Annotated in this window: 17 protein-coding genes and 1 riboswitch; of the genes, 9 read left to right on the top strand and 8 right to left on the bottom strand. The window is 71.9% G+C overall.

The features are described 5' to 3' along the window. Positions 1-7 precede the first annotated feature (7 nt). Complete coding sequence (locus JX575_RS12135; protein WP_186341003.1) at positions 8-658, bottom strand: heme-copper oxidase subunit III; 651 nt, start codon at positions 656-658, stop codon at positions 8-10. 66 nt (positions 659-724) lie between these two features. Here JX575_RS12135 and JX575_RS12130 point away from each other — a divergent pair, with 66 nt between their 5' ends. From JX575_RS12130 to trpD, 3 genes are read left to right on the top strand one after another with little or no spacing between them, the layout of a single operon-like run. Next, complete coding sequence (locus JX575_RS12130; RefSeq protein WP_186341004.1) at positions 725-1,660, top strand: cytochrome c oxidase assembly protein; 936 nt, start codon at positions 725-727, stop codon at positions 1,658-1,660. 48 nt (positions 1,661-1,708) lie between these two features. After that, positions 1,709-2,125, top strand: a complete 417-nt coding sequence (locus JX575_RS12125; RefSeq protein WP_241005130.1) for a hypothetical protein — start codon at positions 1,709-1,711, stop codon at positions 2,123-2,125. Between the two features lie 43 nt (positions 2,126-2,168). Beyond that, on the top strand, positions 2,169-3,197 hold the full coding sequence (gene trpD / locus JX575_RS12120) for an anthranilate phosphoribosyltransferase (RefSeq protein WP_186341006.1): 1,029 nt from the start codon (positions 2,169-2,171) through the stop codon (positions 3,195-3,197). Between the two features lie 7 nt (positions 3,198-3,204). Here trpD and JX575_RS12115 read toward each other — a convergent pair whose 3' ends face one another. Together JX575_RS12115 and JX575_RS12110 are read right to left on the bottom strand one after the other, a co-directional pair. Continuing rightward, entirely contained in the window at positions 3,205-3,828 is a 624-nt protein-coding gene (locus tag JX575_RS12115; protein WP_186341007.1) for a GNAT family N-acetyltransferase, read from the bottom strand. Positions 3,829-3,868: 40 nt separating this feature from the next. Continuing rightward, on the bottom strand, positions 3,869-7,834 hold the full coding sequence (locus tag JX575_RS12110) for an Ig-like domain repeat protein (protein ID WP_186341008.1): 3,966 nt from the start codon (positions 7,832-7,834) through the stop codon (positions 3,869-3,871). A 334-nt stretch (positions 7,835-8,168) separates the two neighbouring features. Here JX575_RS12110 and JX575_RS12105 point away from each other — a divergent pair, with 334 nt between their 5' ends. Continuing rightward, positions 8,169-8,447, top strand: a complete 279-nt coding sequence (locus JX575_RS12105; RefSeq protein WP_186341009.1) for an Lrp/AsnC ligand binding domain-containing protein — start codon at positions 8,169-8,171, stop codon at positions 8,445-8,447. 18 nt (positions 8,448-8,465) lie between these two features. Here JX575_RS12105 and JX575_RS12100 read toward each other — a convergent pair whose 3' ends face one another. Further along, the gene (locus tag JX575_RS12100; protein WP_186341010.1) at positions 8,466-10,256 is read right to left on the bottom strand and encodes a DEDD exonuclease domain-containing protein; all 1,791 of its coding nucleotides are present in this window, start codon (positions 10,254-10,256) and stop codon (positions 8,466-8,468) included. A 134-nt stretch (positions 10,257-10,390) separates the two neighbouring features. Between JX575_RS12100 and JX575_RS12095 the strand changes: the two genes are divergently transcribed. From JX575_RS12095 to JX575_RS12075, 5 genes are all read left to right on the top strand, one after another. Continuing rightward, a complete protein-coding gene (locus JX575_RS12095) occupies positions 10,391-10,666 on the top strand; it encodes a hypothetical protein (RefSeq protein ID WP_222129525.1) in 276 nt (91 codons plus the stop codon). A gap of 10 nt (positions 10,667-10,676) precedes the next feature. After that, on the top strand, positions 10,677-11,918 hold the full coding sequence (locus tag JX575_RS12090) for an NYN domain-containing protein (RefSeq protein WP_241005129.1): 1,242 nt from the start codon (positions 10,677-10,679) through the stop codon (positions 11,916-11,918). Between the two features lie 65 nt (positions 11,919-11,983). Then, positions 11,984-12,190 carry a hypothetical protein gene (locus tag JX575_RS12085; protein WP_186341011.1) on the top strand — a complete coding sequence of 69 codons (207 nt, stop codon included), beginning with the start codon at positions 11,984-11,986 and terminating at the stop codon, positions 12,188-12,190. Between the two features lie 117 nt (positions 12,191-12,307). Further along, positions 12,308-12,467, top strand: a riboswitch (cyclic di-AMP (ydaO/yuaA leader). A 26-nt stretch (positions 12,468-12,493) separates the two neighbouring features. After that, positions 12,494-13,483 carry a C40 family peptidase gene (locus JX575_RS12080; RefSeq protein ID WP_186341012.1) on the top strand — a complete coding sequence of 330 codons (990 nt, stop codon included), beginning with the start codon at positions 12,494-12,496 and terminating at the stop codon, positions 13,481-13,483. 85 nt (positions 13,484-13,568) lie between these two features. Then, positions 13,569-14,729: a hypothetical protein gene (locus JX575_RS12075; RefSeq protein ID WP_186341013.1), complete on the top strand. Its 1,161-nt coding sequence runs from the start codon at positions 13,569-13,571 to the stop codon at positions 14,727-14,729. Positions 14,730-14,822: 93 nt separating this feature from the next. On the opposite strand, the gene JX575_RS12070 is transcribed toward JX575_RS12075, so the two are convergent. The 4 genes from JX575_RS12070 to JX575_RS12055 all read right to left on the bottom strand — a co-directional run bounded on the left by JX575_RS12070 (position 14,823) and on the right by JX575_RS12055 (position 17,675). After that, positions 14,823-14,972: a Flp family type IVb pilin gene (locus tag JX575_RS12070; RefSeq protein ID WP_241005128.1), complete on the bottom strand. Its 150-nt coding sequence runs from the start codon at positions 14,970-14,972 to the stop codon at positions 14,823-14,825. 112 nt (positions 14,973-15,084) lie between these two features. Beyond that, positions 15,085-15,291, bottom strand: a complete 207-nt coding sequence (locus tag JX575_RS12065) for a Flp family type IVb pilin (protein WP_206054383.1) — start codon at positions 15,289-15,291, stop codon at positions 15,085-15,087. 184 nt (positions 15,292-15,475) lie between these two features. Then, positions 15,476-16,123 carry a response regulator transcription factor gene (locus tag JX575_RS12060; protein WP_186341015.1) on the bottom strand — a complete coding sequence of 216 codons (648 nt, stop codon included), beginning with the start codon at positions 16,121-16,123 and terminating at the stop codon, positions 15,476-15,478. Next, entirely contained in the window at positions 16,098-17,675 is a 1,578-nt protein-coding gene (locus JX575_RS12055; protein ID WP_186341016.1) for a histidine kinase, read from the bottom strand. The genes JX575_RS12060 and JX575_RS12055 overlap by 26 nt, the downstream gene beginning before the upstream one ends. Position 17,676: the final 1 nt, after the last annotated feature.

The raw sequence follows: 17,676 nt of genomic DNA, 5'->3' as shown, positions 1-17,676 counted from the left end.
TCGGTGCTTACTGAATGACGTAGATCATGAAGAACAGGCCGATCCAGACCACGTCGACGAAGTGCCAGTAGTAGGACACGACGATCGCGGTCACGGCTTGCTCATGGGTGAAGCGCCGCGCGAGGTAGGTGCGGCCGAGGACGAACAGGAAGGCGATGAGTCCGCCGGCCACGTGGATGCCGTGGAAGCCGGTGGTCAGGTAGAACATGGAGCCGTAGGCCGAGCTCTGGATCGTGACGCCGTGCTCGATCAGCTCGGCATACTCGAGCGCCTGTCCGCCGATGAAGATGGCGCCCATGACGTAGGTGAGGATGAACCACTCGCGCAGGCCCCACTTGGCGAAGTTGTAGAGCTTGCCCGTGCGCCCGACCTGGCCGCGCTCGGCGGCGAAGACGCCCCACTGGCAGGCGAACGACGACGCGACGAGGATCGCGGTGTTGGCCGTGGAGAACGGCACGTTGAGTTTGTCGGTCTCCTGCGCCCAGAGCTCCGGGCTCACCGCCCGGATGGTGAAGTAGGACGCGAACAGCGCCGCGAAGAACATGAGCTCGCTCGCGAGCCAGATGATCGTGCCCACGCTGACCATGCTGGGTCGGTCGTGGTGCCCGTGAAGACGGGAGGCCGGAATCGTCGCAGTTGCTGTCGCCACGAAGATCATTATGGCCGTTGGCGAGGACGAGGGGCACCCCGACCCCCTGTGTTGGACCGACATAGAGTTCACAGCGTGTTCCCCACCCTCTCCACCCTCTCCGCGGACACCACGGAGGTCCTGCCCCGATTCACGCTCGGGCGGGTGCTCACCGACTGGGGGATCGACCCGATCCCCTTCGTGGTGCTGGTCTGGGCGACCGGTCTCTACCTCGTCGGCGTCGCCGTGCTGCGGCGTCGCGGTGACCGGTGGCCGCTCGGGCGCACGCTGGCCTTCGTCGTGCTCGGGATGGGGTCGTTCGGCGTGGCCACGATGTCGGGCCTGGGGATCTACGACACGACCCTGCTGAGCGTGCACATGGTCCAGCACATGGTCCTGTCGATGGTCGTGCCGCTGGCCCTGGCGCTCGGCGCGCCCGTGACCCTCGCCCTGCGCACCCTGCCGCCGGCCCCCCGCCGGTGGCTGCTCGCCGTGCTGCACTCGCGGGTGGCCAAGGTGCTGGCGTTCCCCCCGCTGGCGTTCGCCCTCTACGTCGTCTCGCCGTGGGCGCTCTACTTCAGCCCGTGGTACGACGCCAGCCTCAGCTCGTCCTACGTGCACCAGATGATGCACATCCACCTCGTGCTGGTCGGGACGCTCTTCTTCTGGCCTCTCATGGGGGTCGACCCGGTGCCGGGCCGGGTCAGCCACCCCTTCCGGGTGCTCCTCACCCTCATGACGCTGCCCTTCCACGCGTTCCTCGGCGTGACGATCATGGGGCAGTCGAGGCTGATCGGGGCCGAGCACTACCTCGCGCTCCGCGAGGGCCCGATGGGCGCGTGGCTGCCATCGGTGCTCGACGACCAGCACCTGGCCGGCGGCATCCTGTGGGCCAGCGGCGACCTCATCGGGGTGCTGTTCTTCGGCGTGCTGTTCACCCAGTGGGTGCGCTCGTCGATGAAGGAGGCGGCCCGGGAGGACCGGCGCCTGGACCTGGCGGAGCGACGCTCGCCCGACCGGCTGACGCTGTGACGCATGCCTCCACGCGGGGGCGGGAGGGCGACGGTTACGATGCCTCCCGTGACTGATGCCGCCGCAGACCGCTCGCTCAAGGTCCTCGTCTACAGCGACGACGTGAACACCCGCCAGCAGGTCATCCTGGCGCTGGGCCGCCGCCCGCACCCGGACATGCCCGAGCTCGAGTACGTCGAGGTCGCCACCGAGCCGGTGGTCCTGCAGAACATGGACCGCGGCGACATCGCGCTCGCGATCCTCGATGGCGAGGCGGTCCCCGCCGGCGGCATGGGCATCGCCAAGCAGCTCAAGGACGAGATCTACCAGTGCCCGCCCGTCGTGGTGCTGACCGGTCGCCCGCAGGACGCCTGGCTCGCCACCTGGTCGCGCGCCGAGGCCGCCGTGCCGCACCCGATCGACCCCATCCAGCTCGCCGAGGCGGTCGTCGCGCTGCTGAAGCCGTCGGTCCCGGCCACCTCCTGACACCACTGGGGCGGCCCACCGCTGCGCCACTAGCCTGATCCCCATGTCGCACACCTGGCCCGACGTCCTCTCCACGCTCGTCGCCGGTGTCGACCTGACGACCGAGCAGGCGCGATGGGCCATGGACGAGGTCTTCGCCGGCGCGGCGACCCCCGTGCAGCTCGCCGGGCTCGTGGTCGCGCTGCGCGCGAAGGGCGAGACGGTCGAGGAGGTCTCCGGCATCGCCGACGCGATGCTCGCCGCGGCCAACCCGATCTCGGTGCCCGGGCGGCTGCTCGACATCGTCGGCACGGGGGGCGACCGGTCGATGTCGGTCAACATCTCCACGATGGCCGCGATCGTCGCGGCCGGCGCCGGGGCCCGCGTGGTCAAGCACGGCAACCGCTCGGCGTCGTCGAAGTCCGGGTCGGCCGACGTCCTAGAGGAGCTCGGCATCCGCCTCGACCTCACCCCGGCGCGCGTCGCCGAGGTCGCGGGGGAGGCCGGCATCACCTTCTGCTTCTCCGCGGCCTTCCACCCCGCCATGCGGCACGCGGCGGTGCCGCGGCGCGAGCTCGGCATCGCCACCACCTTCAACATCCTCGGCCCGTTGACCAACCCGGCCCGCCCCCAGGCCCAGGCCATCGGGTGCGCGGACGCCCGGATGGCGCCGGTCATGGCCGGCGTCCTGGCCGGGCGCGGGGTGGACGCCTGGGTGTTCCGCGGGGACGACGGCCTCGACGAGCTGACGACCACCACCACCTCGACCCTGTGGCACGTGCACGACGGCCGGGTCGCGGAGAGCACCGTCGACCCCGCCACGCTCGGCATGGCCCGGGCCACCACGGAGGACCTCCGCGGGGGCGACGCCGCCCACAACGCCGACGTCGTACGCCGCGTCCTGGCCGGCGAGCAGGGGCCGGTGCGCGACGCCGTGGTGCTCAATGCGGGCGCCGCGCTCGCGGTCCACGACGCACCGGGTGCCGACGTCGAGACCGCGCTGGCGGCCGGCGTCGCGAAGGCCGCCGAGGCGATCGACTCCGGTGCCGCCCGGTCGGCGCTCGAGCGGTGGGTCGCGGCGTCGTCGCGCTGACCCGCGCTCAGACCTCGAGCACGTAGGACGGTCCCTCGCGCCTGAACCCGAGCCGGTCGTAGTAGGCGTCGACCATGCCGGGGGGCGTCACGACGCGCCGGATGCCGCGCTCGGCGAGGAGCCCGCTCTTGCGCCAGACGAACTCGCCGGGGGAGAAGTCGCGGTAGCGCGGGGTGACGTAGTCGAGCAGCACGTCGGCCGTGTCACCGCTCCTGAGGAGCAGCACCACGCCGACCGTCTCGTCGCCCCTCTGCACGAGGAAGGCGTCCTGGTCGTCGCCCGGGTCGTGGACGAACGACGGGTTGAACTTCGCGATGTCGGCGCCGTGCACGGTGAGCGTGTGGCGCAGGTAGGCGTCCGACGGGTCGACCTCGAGCACCTCGAACGCCGACTCGTCGTGCCGGTCGCGCAGCATCCGGGCGATGAACCATGCGTTGATGACGACGAGAACGCTGTTCATGCCGACCATCGGCCACACCCCGAGCGCCGCGTTGAACACGATCAGGATCACGCACGCGATCGCGTTGAGCACACGCAGGCGCAGGACGCTCGCCTGCAGGAGCGAGTAGACGAGCAGGGCGCTGCCGCCCCAGCCGAGGAGGTCGAGCCAGTGGTCGGCGAGCCAGGTCACGGCGGGAGACTATCCCGCCGTGACCCGGCCGCCGGCGGGATCACTTGATGACGTAGAGCACGATCTTCTTCGACTTCGAGCCGAACACCTGTCCGTTGCCCAGGTAGACCACCTGCAGACGGTGCTTGCCCTTGGCGAGCTTGCGCAGCTTGAGCGTCTTCTTGCCCTTGTGCACCGGGGCCATCGTGAACTGGGCGATCTTCTTGCCCTTGTCGAGGACCTGCACCACGCCGCTCGGCGTGCTGAGGCCGGTCACGGTGATCGTGACGGTCAGCTTCGCCCGCTTGCCGACCTTGACGCGCGACGCCTTGAGCGCGCCGGCCGCGGTGGACCCGAGCCGGGCCACGGCGACGGCTGCCGCGGTGGCTGCTCCTTCGCTGAATCCCGCCGCAGAGGCGAACACGGTGACCGACACGTCCTTGCCGGCGTCGTCCGAGGTGACGCGGTAGCTGCCGCTCGTCGCGCCCGGGATGGCGACCCCACTCCGGAGCCACTGGTAGCGGAAGGTCGTCGCTGCGGGAGACCACGACCCGGTGGTCGCCCGTAGGCTTCCTCCGGGGCTCGCGGAGCCGGTGATGGTGGGCGCACCCGCGCTCTGCAGCGCGCCTCCCGCCGTCACGCTGATCTCGTTGCTCACGGACTGACCGTTGACGTAGCCGGCCTTGGCTCCCGTCACGCGCAGGGACACGACTCGGTTGTAGTCGTCGGTCGTGAGCGTGTACGCCGGTCCGACCGCGTTGCGGATCGCGGATCCGTTGCGCAGCCACTGGTAGGTGACCTGGACGTCGGCCTGGTTCCACAGTGGGGCCACGCTGGTCAGCGTCTTGCCCACCGACGACCCCTCGGGTGCCGTGATCTGGGCCGGCGTGATCGCGCGCAGGCCGGCGTCCACCGTGAAGGTCCAGGTCGGGCTCGAGCCGATGCTGTTGCCGGCGACGTCGAGCGCCCTGACCGACCAGGTGTAGGTGCCGTCGGCCAGGTTGGCCGGGGACGTCCAGGCAGTCGCGGCCGTCGTCACCGCGGCGGTATTGGTCGCCCCACTGCTCGCCGGCTCGATGTCGATCGTGTACTTGGCGGCACGGGCGGCAGCGTGGCCGTAGCTCGCCCACCGGAAGGCGGTTCCGACGGGCTGCATCGCGGCCTGGTCGGTGGGACTGCTGAGCTGCAGCGGGAGCGGGTCGACGTAGAACCGACCCAGGTCGGACCAGCGCCCCGCCTTGCCGCCCACGTCCGTGCGCCTCACGCGCCAGCGGTAGGGCTCCGACGACGCGGCGAGGGGAGTCGCCGGGACGAAGGCCGCCTGCTTGGTGGCGGTGGTGAAGACCAGGTTGCCCGAGGACGGGACCGTGTCGTCGTTTTTGTAGACCTGCAGCTCCCACGAGGCGTCGTAGTCCTCGGCGCTCCACCTGAACAGCGTGCTTCCCGCCGCCTGACGGCTGTTGAAGGCGGGGAGGGCTGCCCCGTCGACGACTCCCTCCTCCGGCGCCGCGGCGGTGTCGGGGTCGAGGTTGGTCGCCGGGGTCGCCTTGACGATCTTGCGCGTCTCGGACCACGAGAGGCGGTTGTTGCTGCCGTCGATGGCCTGGACGCGCCACCACAGGTCACCCTCGGGGTAGGTCTTGGTGAAGGCGGTGTAGGTGGTCTGATCGACGGTCACGTCGTCGATGGTGTTGTTGTCGGTGATGGTCGCCGACTGCGCGACCTGCAGGCGGTAGCGCTGCGCGGTCTGGTAGGGCGGGATCGATCCGCCGTAGACGGGCGACGCGGCCTGGTTGGTCAGGTGGAAGTCCGTCCACCGGAACGTCACCTGGTTGCCGAGCGTGGCATCGGGCGAGGGAGACTCGAGCTCGATCCTCGGGGAGACCTTCCGGAAGGCGCCCGCCCCGGAGTCGATCTGACCGGATGGCCCGGGGCCACAGTTGTGCGTCGGCCTCACCTGCGCGCAGGGACGGACGTACCAGTAGTACGCGGACCCCGCCTCGTTGTCGGGAAGGGCGCTCGGGGAGTGGTCCTCTGAAGGGGTGAACCGCGAGGAGATCGTCTGCACCCCGTCGTACAGAAGGACCGTGAAGTCGGGGTCCTCGGCGACGTAGACCTGGTAGCCACCGGCCCCGGGGACGGACTCCCAGTCCAGGACCGGAGTGGCCGACATGCCCATGCAGACGCTCTGCTCGTCGGGCCCGCCGCCGACCACGACGAGGCGCTTGGTGCACGAGTGCCCCGAGTCCACCGAACGCCCGTCGAGGGCGACCTGGTGCCCCGCGGCACGGGTGGGTGCCTCGATCGTGAAGGTGGACCTCTGGCCTGTGCCCAGGCGGGCGTTGGTCCTCGCGTCGAACGCCTCGACCCACCAGGTCCTGGTGCCCGGCCGGAGGAAGTATGTGGAGAGGTCCGTCACTGCGGGGTAGGCGAGCTTCGTGGACAGGATGGGGGTGGCGCTCTCCGGAAGGACGTATCCCTCGGTCTCGGAGACGCGGAGCTTGTAGTAGACGGGGGCGTCGACGGTCGACGCGATCGGCTCCCACGCGAGGGCGGGGAACCGCGAGGTGATCTGGCCCGACGCGAGCGGGAGGGGTGCCAGCGGCGTGGTGCCGGCGGCGACCGGAGCCTCGAGGACCCGGACGGTGCCCATCGTGAAGGTCGGTGAGACTCGCTTGTCGCCGTCGATCGCCGCGACCTGCCAGGTGAAGACGTCGGGGTTGCGCGCGGGGTCCTCGGCGTCGCTGTCGGAGGGGAGCGCAGCCGTCGGGGTCCAGGAGAGGGCGGACGTCGTTGCCGTCACCGTCCCGGCAGGACCCGTCAACGTGATGAGGTAGGCGTTGGCGTCCGGGCTCGGCTGCCAGCGGAAGGTCGGCACGGCGACCGTGCTGCCGTTGGCAGGCGAGATGGCCTGGACCCGGCCGCTGTCGTACACGAAACGGCCGGCGTCGGAGTAGACGCCGTTGACCTGGCGAGGGCCGTCGAACGCTCGGACACGCCAGTAGGTGGTCGTGCCCTGGTAAGGCATGCACCGGTCGCTCGCGAATCCCGGGACGTAGGTCGTGGACTGTGTCGTGCACGACGCAAAGGTCCCCGGCGTGAAGTTCTCGTCGTTGCCGACCTCGAGCACGTATCGCGTCGCGTGTCGGACGGGTGTCCACTGGTAGTAGACGTCGTCGCCGACGGGCGTCGAGGAGACGGGGGGGTAGACCAGGGACGGCTTGAAGGGCCAGCGCCGGTCGAACACGCTCGGGGCGGCGGGCCACGGGGTCGGCTCGCCGGCGGCGTTGTAGGCCCGCACCTTCCAGTAGTAGGTGTTGTTGTCGTAGGTCGTCATGGGGGAGTAGCGGGTCGAGAGGACCTTGCGCTTCTCGATCTGGGTGTTGAAGTCGGGGTCGAGCGCGACCCAGATCTCGTACTCCTTGGCACCCTTGACCGGGTCCCAGTCGAAGACGACGTCCTGCACCTCCACGCGTGGACGGATCCCGCTGGCCCGGTCGGGAGCGCAGACGAGCCCGGGGCTGCAGGTGGACGACGTCACCGGCGGCAGCTGGGTGACGTCGTAGCTCGTGTAGGCGGTCCACTCGCTCTGCAGGCCGTTGTCGAACTTCGCCCGCACGCGCACGAAGAAGTCCTCGGTCCCCTGGCGCTCCCCGACGCCCTGGGGATCCGGCCACACGTAGGTGGTCGTCTTGACGTCCTTGACGGATCCGCCGACACCATCGCCCTCGGCGTCCATCTCCACCTCGTAGGAGACGGCGCCCGGAACGGCGTCCCACGAGATGATCGGGGGAGAGACGGGCGGCAGCACCCGCTCGCCGGGGGACACGACCACGTTGGACGGCTTGACGAGATCGCCGATGTCGACCGACGACACGGTCCAGCCGCTCGCGCCGCTGCTGTCGACGGCCTGGACCCGCCAGTGGAGCGCGCCAGCCCGCAGGACCCGGGCCGGGGTGTAGGAGGTGGCGGTCGTCTCCTGGTTGAACAGGAGGGAGGCGAACGAGGAGCTCTCCGAGCCCTGCACCCGATATCTGGTCGCGCCCGGCTGCGCATCCCACGACAGAGTCGGGATGGGCGCTCCTTGGGCGGTCAGGCTGGTCGGTGCCGGTGGCGCTGCGTGCGTCAGCTGCGCGGGAGCGACCAGGACCCCCAGACACAGACCGGCGATCGCCGCAGCGCGCGCGAATGATCCGACAAGCTTTCGTGACATCCCCGGAGGTCCCCTCGTGGCGTGGCTCAGACGCCGCCACGCTAGGTCGCGCGGAGGCCATCGGGTCCCGGAATCGGTTCCGGTGGTCACAAATGACTAGGGGCTCCGCCCGATCGGCCGACACGCGCGCGGACGCTACGGTGAGGCCATGATCACCGCCATCGTCTTCGTGAAGGCCGACGTCGCGCGCATCCCGGAGGTCGCCGAGGCGATCGCCTCCCTCGACGGGGTGAGCGAGGTCTACTCGGTGACCGGGCAGATCGACCTCATCGCCCTGGTGCGCGTGCGCGAGCACGAGGACGTGGCCTCGGTCGTGGCCGACCGCCTCAACAAGGTCGACGGCGTCACCGAGACCGAGACGCACATCGCCTTCCGGACCTACTCCCGGCACGACCTCGAGGCGGCCTTCAGCATCGGCCTTGACTGACGCCTCGCCCGTGCCCCGTCAGCGCACCGGCCGGTGCACGGGCGAGGGCAGCCGCTGCTCGTCGAAGGGCACGAGCGAGAGCCGGGACTGGTCGGCAGCGTCGTAGAGCGCGAGGTGCCGGGCGGCTCCGCCCAGGGGGCAGACCCACTCGCCGTCGACGTCGACGAGGCGCACGCCCGGGGACTCCAGCCAGCGCAGCACCTTCTCCGACTCCTCGGCGGTCGCGGCGGGCACCGGGCCCGGCGCGCTCGCGACGGTCTCGGCGCTCGACCTGAGCTCGCGGACGTACTGGTGCGCGTCGGCACCCGGGGGGATCCGGCCCGCTGCTGCCAGCCGGCCGAACCGGACGACGTGCACCGACCAGCGGCCGTCGTCCTCGCGGCGCGCCGCCACGATCTCGGGGCACCGGGTCAGCGCCGACAGTCGCTGGGTGCGGGCGGCGGCACGGACGAAGGTGGCGAGGCGGTCGCGGTGCACCCCCGCCTCCTCGAAGCGCTCATGGTCGGCGAGCGCGGTCATCCGCTGGTTGATCGCCTCGACGACCTCCTGGGGGTCGCGCAGCAGCGTGTCGCGCAGCTGGCGCACCACCGCGGCGTAGGTCGAGGCGTCGGTCGAGCCGTCGCAAGGCGACAGGCAGCGGCCCATCTCGGCGAGCACGCAGGCCGAGCGGGACGGCGTGAGCGGCAGCCGCCCGCTGCACTGCCGCACCGGGAAGGTCTCGTGGAGCGCGGCCAGGCACTTCTCGGCCGTCTTCCTCGACGCGAAGGGGCCGAGGTAGTCGGCGTCGTCGTCGAGCACCGTGCGGACGAGGGAGAGCCGCGGCCAGGCCTCACGCGTGAGCTTGACGAAGTGGACCTTCTCGGGGAAGCGCGAGCGACGGTTGTACTTCGGCTTGTGCTCGGCGATCAGCCGCAGCTCGCGCACCTCGGCCTCGAGCGGCGTGGCGCACTCGATCCCGGTCACCGACTCGGCCAGCCCGACCATCTCGCCCATCCGCGTGCGGGTCTCCGAGGAGGTGAAGTAGGTGCGGACGCGGGTGCGCAGGTCCCTCGATGTGCCGACGTAGAGCACGCGCGAGCGCTCGTCGCGGAACAGGTAGACGCCGGGGGAGTGGGGCAGGCCCTCGGCGAGGTGGCGCTTGCGCCGCTGCGCGGTGCTGACCCGGGAGGAGAAGGTCTGGAGCTCCTCGAGGGTGTGGACGCCCAGGCCGCCGAGACGCTCCATCAGCCCGTGCAGCACGTCGACCGTGGCGCGGGCGTCGGCGAGCGCGCGGTGGTTGGGCGTGGTGCTGGAGTCGAAGAGCCTGGCCAGCGACGACAGCTTGCAGTTGGGCGCGTCGTCGCGGGTGATCACCCGCCGGGCGAGCTTGGCCGTGTCGAGCACCTCGAACTTCGGCCACGGGCGGCCCTGCTGGCGGGCGAAGTGCTGCAAGAAGCCGACGTCGAAGGGCGCGTTGTGGGCCACGAGGACGCAGCCGGCGGCGAAGTCGAGGAACGCCGGGAGCGCCGACTCGATCGGCGGCGCGTCGTGGACCATCGAGTTGCTGATGCCGGTGAGCACCGCGATGAACGCGGGGATCTCGGCGTGCGGGTTGACGAGGGTCTGGAACTCCCCGAGCACCTCGCCGCCCCTGACCTTCACCGCGCCGATCTCGGTGATCATCGAGCCGCCGGCCGCCGAACCGCCCGTGGTCTCGAGGTCGACCACGCAGAACGTCAGGTCTCGCAGCGGCCGCCCCAGCTCGTCGAAGCTGCGCTGGGCCTCCCAACGGGACCGTTCCCGGGTCGGGCGGTGGGCGGTGGTGCTCATGTGGCACGACGCTAGACGTGGGATCCGACAACGGTGGGGACGGCACGCGGACTACGCTGACCGCGCCCGACAGACCGGCCGCGCTCGACCGGTCCCGACCCATCCCGAGCCTTCCCGACCCATGAGGAGCACCCGTGCCCGAGCAGACCGCCGACCTCCGCGTGCCCGGCGACGGCGAGCGGTGGCGCTGCGCCGGGTGCGGCAACCTCACCCGCTTCGACGTGACGCGCACCCGCCGTACGACCGAGTACTGGCACTTCGACCTCGCCGGTGAGCACCAGGTCGAGGAGGAGACGGTGCGTGCCGAGTCGGTCGAGACGGTGTCCTGCCGCTGGTGCGGGCGCAGCGACGCCATCGAGGTCGTCGACCGCGCCTCCGCCGACACCGCCGGCGACCCCGCCGCCGGGTGACGAGACCCCCGTGACCGGACCCGCAGCACTGCCCGAGCGGCTGCGCCTGCGTGTGGTCGCGATGGTGTCGGCCGTCCTGCCGTCGGTCACGCCGGTGCCCCCGGCGCTGCGCAAGGTCGCGGGCTTCGCGCCCGCCCGGCGTGCCCGGCTGGGTGCCGCCGCGATCTGGTCGGCGCTGGAGGACGGCGCGTTCCGCGAGCACGCGGCCGTCCAGGTCGCCGCGTTGCCGGCCGCACCCGACGACCCGATCGACGTCGCCGCGCGAGCGTGGTTGGCCAGGGAAGAAGGGTGGGAGGCCGTCGTCGCCGACGTCGCGGACTCCCTGGATCGCGACGAGGTCCGCGACGAGCAGGTCCAGGCCGAGCACGCGCGCCTGACCGCGCAGGTGGCCGCGCTCCAGGCAGAGCTGACCTCGGTGCGGGCCGAGCACCGCGAGGAGCTCGCGCGCGCCAAGGCCGACCACACGGTGCTGCGCCGGCGCCTCGGCGAGGCCCGGGGCGTGCTGCGCGCCGCGGAGGAGGCCCGCGACGCGGCCTACGCGGCCCGCGACGAGGCCATCGCGGCCGCCGAGGGGGCGACCCGCGCCGCCGAGGCCGACGTACGACGACTGCGCGCCCAGCTCGACGAGGCGGAGTCGGGTCTGGCGGCCAGCCGCCGTGACGCCCGATCCGACCGGGACGCCGCGACGGTCCGGGCCCGGCTGCTCCTCGACGCGGTCGTCGACGCTGCCACCGGCCTGCGCCGCGAGCTGGCCCTCCCGGCCGTTACGGGCAGTCCCGGAGACGCGGTCGAGTCGGCGCTCGCAGGCGTCGCCGGCCCGCCGGCCTCGAGTGCGCCTGCCACGCCGGCGCTCCTCGAGCAGACGCTGGGGATGCCGCGCGCGCGGCTGGTCATCGATGGCTACAACGTCACCAAGGAGAGGTGGCCGACAGCGAGCCTCGAGGCCCAGCGCAGCCGGCTGGTCGCGGCGTTGGGTGCGCTCGTGGCGCGGACCGGGGCGGAGACCACAGTGGTGTTCGACGCCGCTGAGTCCACGGTGCGCACGGCCATGCCGGCCCCGCGTGGCGTGAGGGTCGTCTTCAGCCCGCCGGGCGTCATCGCCGATGACGTGATCCGCCAGCTCGTCGCGGCCGAACCGCGGGGCCGCGTGGTCGTGGTGGTGACCGGCGACCGGGCGGTGGCGCGCGACGTGACCCGTGAGGGCGCCCGCACCATGCCCGTCTCGGCACTGCTCGCCCTCATCGGCTCCTAGCCCGACACGCCGGTGCGCCTCGGCGCCCCGCGGCGTTGTCGGTGGCCCCTGTCACCGTTCGGGACATGACGACACGGATCGATTGCGACACCTGCGTGGTGCGCGGGCTGCACTGCCACGACTGCGTGGTGACGGTGCTCCTCGGCCCGCCGCCCGAGCTGACCATCGACGACGACGAGAGGGCCGCGCTCGACGTGCTCGCCTCGGGAGGGCTGGTGCCGCCGCTGCGGCTGGTGGAGCCGGTGGCCGGCCCGGTCATCGAGTCGGCGTGAGGCTCGCCAGGACACGCTCGTCCCCGATTGCCCCGAAGATTGGCGACGGCTCCATGAGCGGCCTATGGTGTGGGCTGACGTCCGTGGCAGTGGGTCACCAGGCCCGCGCGGACGTCGCGCCGAGTCGTGGACCACACCCCCGCATCACCCGTGGTCCACGAGCCGGGGAACCACACTTCCCCTGGGGTGAATCCCCTGTGAGGCGTGTCGCGCGAGCGGCACGAGGAGCAGGGGTAGGCCAGTCGTGCCGAACCCGTCAGCTCACCTGGTAGGCGTACGACATCCCGAGGAGTTCCCCCGCTCGTGGCTCACACCCGCAAGCGAGTTGGTGCGACCGTTCTAGGTCTCTCCGCGATCGCTGCCATCGCCTTCGTGCCCGCGACCCCCGCGCAGGCCGACCCCGACATCGATGACGTGAAGGTCCGCGTCGACGACCTCTACCACGAGGCCGAGGCCGCCCAGGAGCGCCTGCACGACGCCCGCCTCGACCTGGCCGACCTCCGCCGCGACCTGCGCGGCCTCAAGGCCGACCAGGAGCGCCAGGACGAGCGGCTCGACGCCGTCCGCGACCAGGTCTCCGACGCGGTCGTGCGACAGCTCGAGGGCGAGGGCATCTCGACCATGGGCCAGATCGTCGTCTCCGAGGACCCGGGAGCCTTCCTCGACTCGCTCTCGACCATGTCGTCCTTCAACGACCTCCAGTCCTCGCTGCTGTCCGACTACGACACCGAGCTCCAGGCCCTGGAGATCCGCCGCGAGGCCACCAGCGACCGCACCGACGAGATCGCGGAGCTGACCGAGCAGCTGAGCGCCGAGAAGGACACCGTCGACGACAAGCTCGCCGAGGCCAAGGAGCTCCTCGCGGACCTCGAGGCCGAGGAGCGCGAGCGGATGCTCGCCTCGCGCAGCGCCACGGTGCGCACACCCAGCTCGGTGCCCGCCTCGGGTCGTGCCGCCGCGGCCGTGCAGTACGCCATGGCGCAGGTCGGCGACGCCTACGTCTACGGCGCCATGGGCGAGAACGCGTTCGACTGCAGCGGCCTGACCATGCGTGCCTGGGCGCAGGCGGGCGTGTCGCTCCCGCACTCCTCCAGCGCGCAGTTCGGCTCGGGCCCGCGGATCGCGGCGAGCGACCTGCAGCCCGGCGACCTGGTCTTCTACTACAGCCCGATCAGCCACGTCGGCATGTACATCGGCAACGGGATGATCGTCCACGCCGCCAACCCGGGCACCGGGGTCGTCGTCTCCGGCCTCCACTCGATGCCCTACGTCGGCGCGGTCCGCCCTGGCTGACACGCACCTCGCGAAGGCCGGTCGTCCACTCCTGTGGGCGGCCGGCCTTTCGCTGTGCCTGGTCGCCGCGATCGCGTTCGTCCTCGTGCGCGACGTGCGCCACGAGGTGACCCCGCCGCGGCCGGTGGGGGGGCCACGCGCGAGCCCGGCCGGCGCAGCCGCTGCCCTGGCGTCCTTCGTCGACGGCGTGGAGCAGCGCGACGCCGCCGCGCTCACGCGGCTCGCGCCCCCCGGAGTGCCTGCGGCCGAGGCCCTGCTGTCCGCCGTCGCGACCAACGCGCGGTCGCTCGTCCTCACCGAGGTCGGCGCGCGCTACGTCCGCCAGCGCGGCTCGGTGGCCGCGGACGGGTCGTGGACGGGGGTGGCCGAGCTGACGTGGCGGGTCCGGGGCTACGACGAGGCGCCGGCGCGCGCCGAGGTGCTGGTGCGCTTCGCGCCCGACGGCGCACGGCTCGGCATCGCCGGGTTCGGCGGCGAGGCGGGAGGTGGCGTCCGGCTGCCCCTCTGGCTGCGCGCGAAGCTGTCGGTGACGAGCTCGCCCGGGGTCCTCGTGATGGCCGAGGGGTCCCGCGGCGAGGCCGAGGTCGTGCGTGAGCGGGCGGAGCGCGGCATCGAGGTCGTGCGCCGGGTGCTGCCCGAGTGGTCGGCTCCCGTGGTGGTCGAGGTGCCCGCCTCCGGCGCCGACCTCGACGAGGCGCTCGGCGCGGAGCCGGGCACGTACGCCGGCATCGCCGCGGTGACCGCGGCTGTGGGCGACTCGTGGGACGAGCGGGGGCCGGTGCACGTGTTCGTCAACCCCGACGTGACCGCCGGGGTGGGCCGTGGCGGCGCCCAGGCCGTGATGAGCCACGAGCTCGTCCACGTCGCCACGGATGCCGTCCGTCGTCCGGTCGAGCCGTGGCTGCTCGAGGGCTTCGCCGACTACGTCACCCTGCGCGACACGCAGCTGCCGGACCGCGTGGCTCTCGGGAGGGCGATCGCTGTCGCGCGACGTGAGGGCGTTCGCGAGGCGCTGCCGACTGCAGCGGACTTCGACGCGCGGGGGCGGGATCTCCAGGCCCGCTACGAGGAGGCGTGGCTGGCCTGCCGGATCGTGGCGGAGCGCCTGGGGGAGCGGGGCCTGGTCGAGCTCTACGACGAGGTGAGCGGTGGCTCAACGCCGGCTCGCGCCCTGGCGGAGCAGGGGCTCTCGCGTGACGACCTCACCACTCTCTGGCAGGACCGGCTCGCTCGCGTCGCAGGCTGAGGCGCTCGAAATGGGCTGAAGGCGACCGGAGGACCGGTCGCCTACAGGGGGACGCGTGGTCAGCTGCGCTGGCCTTCGTGACGAACGTTGGGATCAGGGGCCTTCGAACGTCTCTGCAGGGATCAGGAAGAGGTCACCGACCGACGCGCCGAACGCGGTCACCGCGAGGATGATGGCGATGGCGATACAGCCGACCATGAGGCCGTACTCGACGGCCGTGGCACCTCGCTCATCACGGGTCACGTCTTGCGTCCTCATGAGTTCAGCCTCCTCAGGGCATCGGGCGTTCGGATCTCGGTGAGGAAAGCCGGCGCGCCGCAACTGCGACACGCCGGCCCTCGGTGACCTCGGACGGTCAGGCGCCGCCGCCGCCAGGGGTGCTGTTCTTGTCGATCTCGTCGCCGACGTTCTCGAACAGTCCAGAAAGGCTGTCGCCGAGCTGAGACACCACGAAGATGATGGCCACGGCGATCAGCGCGACCATCAGGCCGTACTCGACGGCGGTGGCGCCCTTCTCCTCGTCGCGGCGAGCGTTGAGCATGATGGTGAGGAACTGGATCATGGTGATACCCCTTGAAGTGTGTGGATGATGAGTCCGGATGTCCGAGCCCCGGTGGACCCGTCATGAAGAATCTTCGTCGTTTCCCGCACCCGTCGAATCGGGTGATCGGCCGCACGTGAGTAGTCCCTTGTGACTAGTGCCCGATGTCGGGTTGGACCACAGGCTCGCACCTGTCGGAGCGCGGTCAGAACCGCGAGGGTGTGTGGCCGTCCAGGAGCCCCATCCGTATGGCGGTGACCAGGGCCTGGGCGCGGTTGGCGGCGCCGAGCTTCTGGTAGATGTGGGTGATGTGCGTCTTGGCCGTCGACTCGCTGAGGTAGAGGCGGCCGGCGATCTCGCCCGTGCCCAGGCCCTCGGCGAGCAGGACCAGGACCTCCTCCTCGCGCCCCGACAACCGCGGCGTGGACGGACCCGTCGCGCGCCGCATCATCGCCGCGCTCAGCCCGGCGCACAGGAAGGTACGTGGCGCCACGGCGGCGTGCTTGGCCGCGCTGACGACGTCAGAGGCCTTGCTGTCCTTGCCGACGAACGCGGAGGCGCCGGCCTCCATCGCGGCGAAGATGTGGTCGTCGCCGGCGTGCATGGTCAGCACGACCAGGCCGGTGGAGTCGCTCGTCCTGCGGACGGCCCGCACGACGTCGAGGCCGTGGCCGTCGGGCATCTGGAGGTCCGTCACGACGACGTCGGGCCGGAGGTCGGCCCACGCCGCCACCCCGTCGGCGACGCTCCCGGCCTGACCGACGACGCTCATGTCGTCGTCGCGCTCGAACGCACGCGCGAGGCCCTGGCGGATCAGCTCGTGGTCGTCAACGAGCAACACGGTGATGCCCATGGGCGGATCCTCCTTCGTGAGGTGCGCTCTCGCGCGAGCGCAGGGTGACGAGCGTTCCGCCGCCGGGGCGTGGCACCACGTCCAGCGTCGCGCCGACCCTCTCGGCACGCTCGCGCATGCCCTGGAGCCCCCAGTGCCGCTCACGCGGCCCGGCGTTGCCGACGCCGTCGTCGGCGACGTCGAGGCGGAGGGCGGCACCGTCGGTGTCGAACGCCACCCACAGGTTGTCGGCGCCTGCGTGTCTGCGCACGTTGCCGATGGCCTCCTGCGCGACGCGCAGCACCTCGGTGGCATGCCGCGGGGACAACGGGGGCCCCGACTCGGCCAGGGACAGGTGGACGCGCATCCCGGTCGTGTGGCCGACCTCGCGCGCGTAGTCGGACAGCGAGGCGACCAAGCGGCCGTCGGCGACCTCGTGGCGCAGGTCGAAGATCGAGAGCCGGATCTCGGACACGAGGCGGGTGATCTCCGCACGCAGCGCGGTGACGAGCTCGCGGGTCTCGGGGTGGTCGCTGATCGCCTCGATCTCGTCGACGAGGAACCCGAGCCCGACGATCTCCTGCGCGACGCCGTCGTGCATCTCGCGGGCGATCCGGTTGCGCTCCTCCGACCTGGCGAACGTGCGCACGTCGTCGAACAGCACGGCGGTGTCGAGGCGTACGGCGAACTCGTCGGCCACCTCGAGAGCGCGCTCGTCGAGCTCGTGCGTCCACCGCGGCACGCCCACCAGCACGCAGTAGCCCAGCGTCTGCTGGGCGCCACGCAGCGGCACGACCGCGGTCCCGGGGGTGCGCTCGGCGCGCGGGAGGTGGATCTCGGGGACCAGCCGGCGCAGGTCGTCCTCGCCGTGGAGCGAGCGGAGCGTGCCATCGGGGTCGGCGACCAGCACCGTGGTGCGCGCGCACCCGGTCGTGTGCCGCATGGCCGCGTCGAGCTCGGTCGCCAGCGAGGCGGTGTCCAAGCCGAGGTCGCCGGAGCTGGCGAGCTCGTGGACCCGCTCCATCAGCTGGTAGGCCGCCGCGTGCGGCGCCTGCCGGGCCATCAGGGTCCGCGTGGATCGGGACTGCCAGCTGGCGAGCACGCCCACGCCGAGCCCGATCAGCAACCACGGCGCGGCGTCGGCCGCGCGCGTGAGCGCGTCGTCGGCCGGGTCGGCGGCGATGGCGGCGCCGAGCGTGAGGCCGGAGGCGAGCGTGACGTTGAGCGTGGTGACCAGGCCGTGGCGCACGCCGGCGACGATCAAGGGCACGGCCAGGTAGGCCCCCAGCTCGGAGGTGGAGCGCGTGGCGACGATGAGCGACGTGACGGCGACCGCCTCCGCGACCGCGTGCCAGTGCGTGGGACGGCTGCGCGTCATCCACTCGAGCACGGAGGTGACGGCCGCGACGAGCGCGAGCACGACCACCAGGGGCGCCGTCGCCACCAGCGTTCCGGCGTGGAGCGCGGTCCCCGCGGTGAGGGCGGTGGCGAAGACCCGGACGGCTGTCGTCGTGCGCCACGACTGCAGCGCCGGGCGGACGACCCCCGTGTCCAGCGGCGCCATCGGTGTCATG

This window comes from Nocardioides sp. zg-1228 (assembly GCF_017086465.1).
Taxonomy (GTDB): Bacteria; Actinomycetota; Actinomycetes; order Propionibacteriales; family Nocardioidaceae; genus Nocardioides.
The sequence above is the reverse complement of the archived record's forward strand: the minus strand, read 5'-3'. Positions and strand labels throughout refer to the sequence as shown.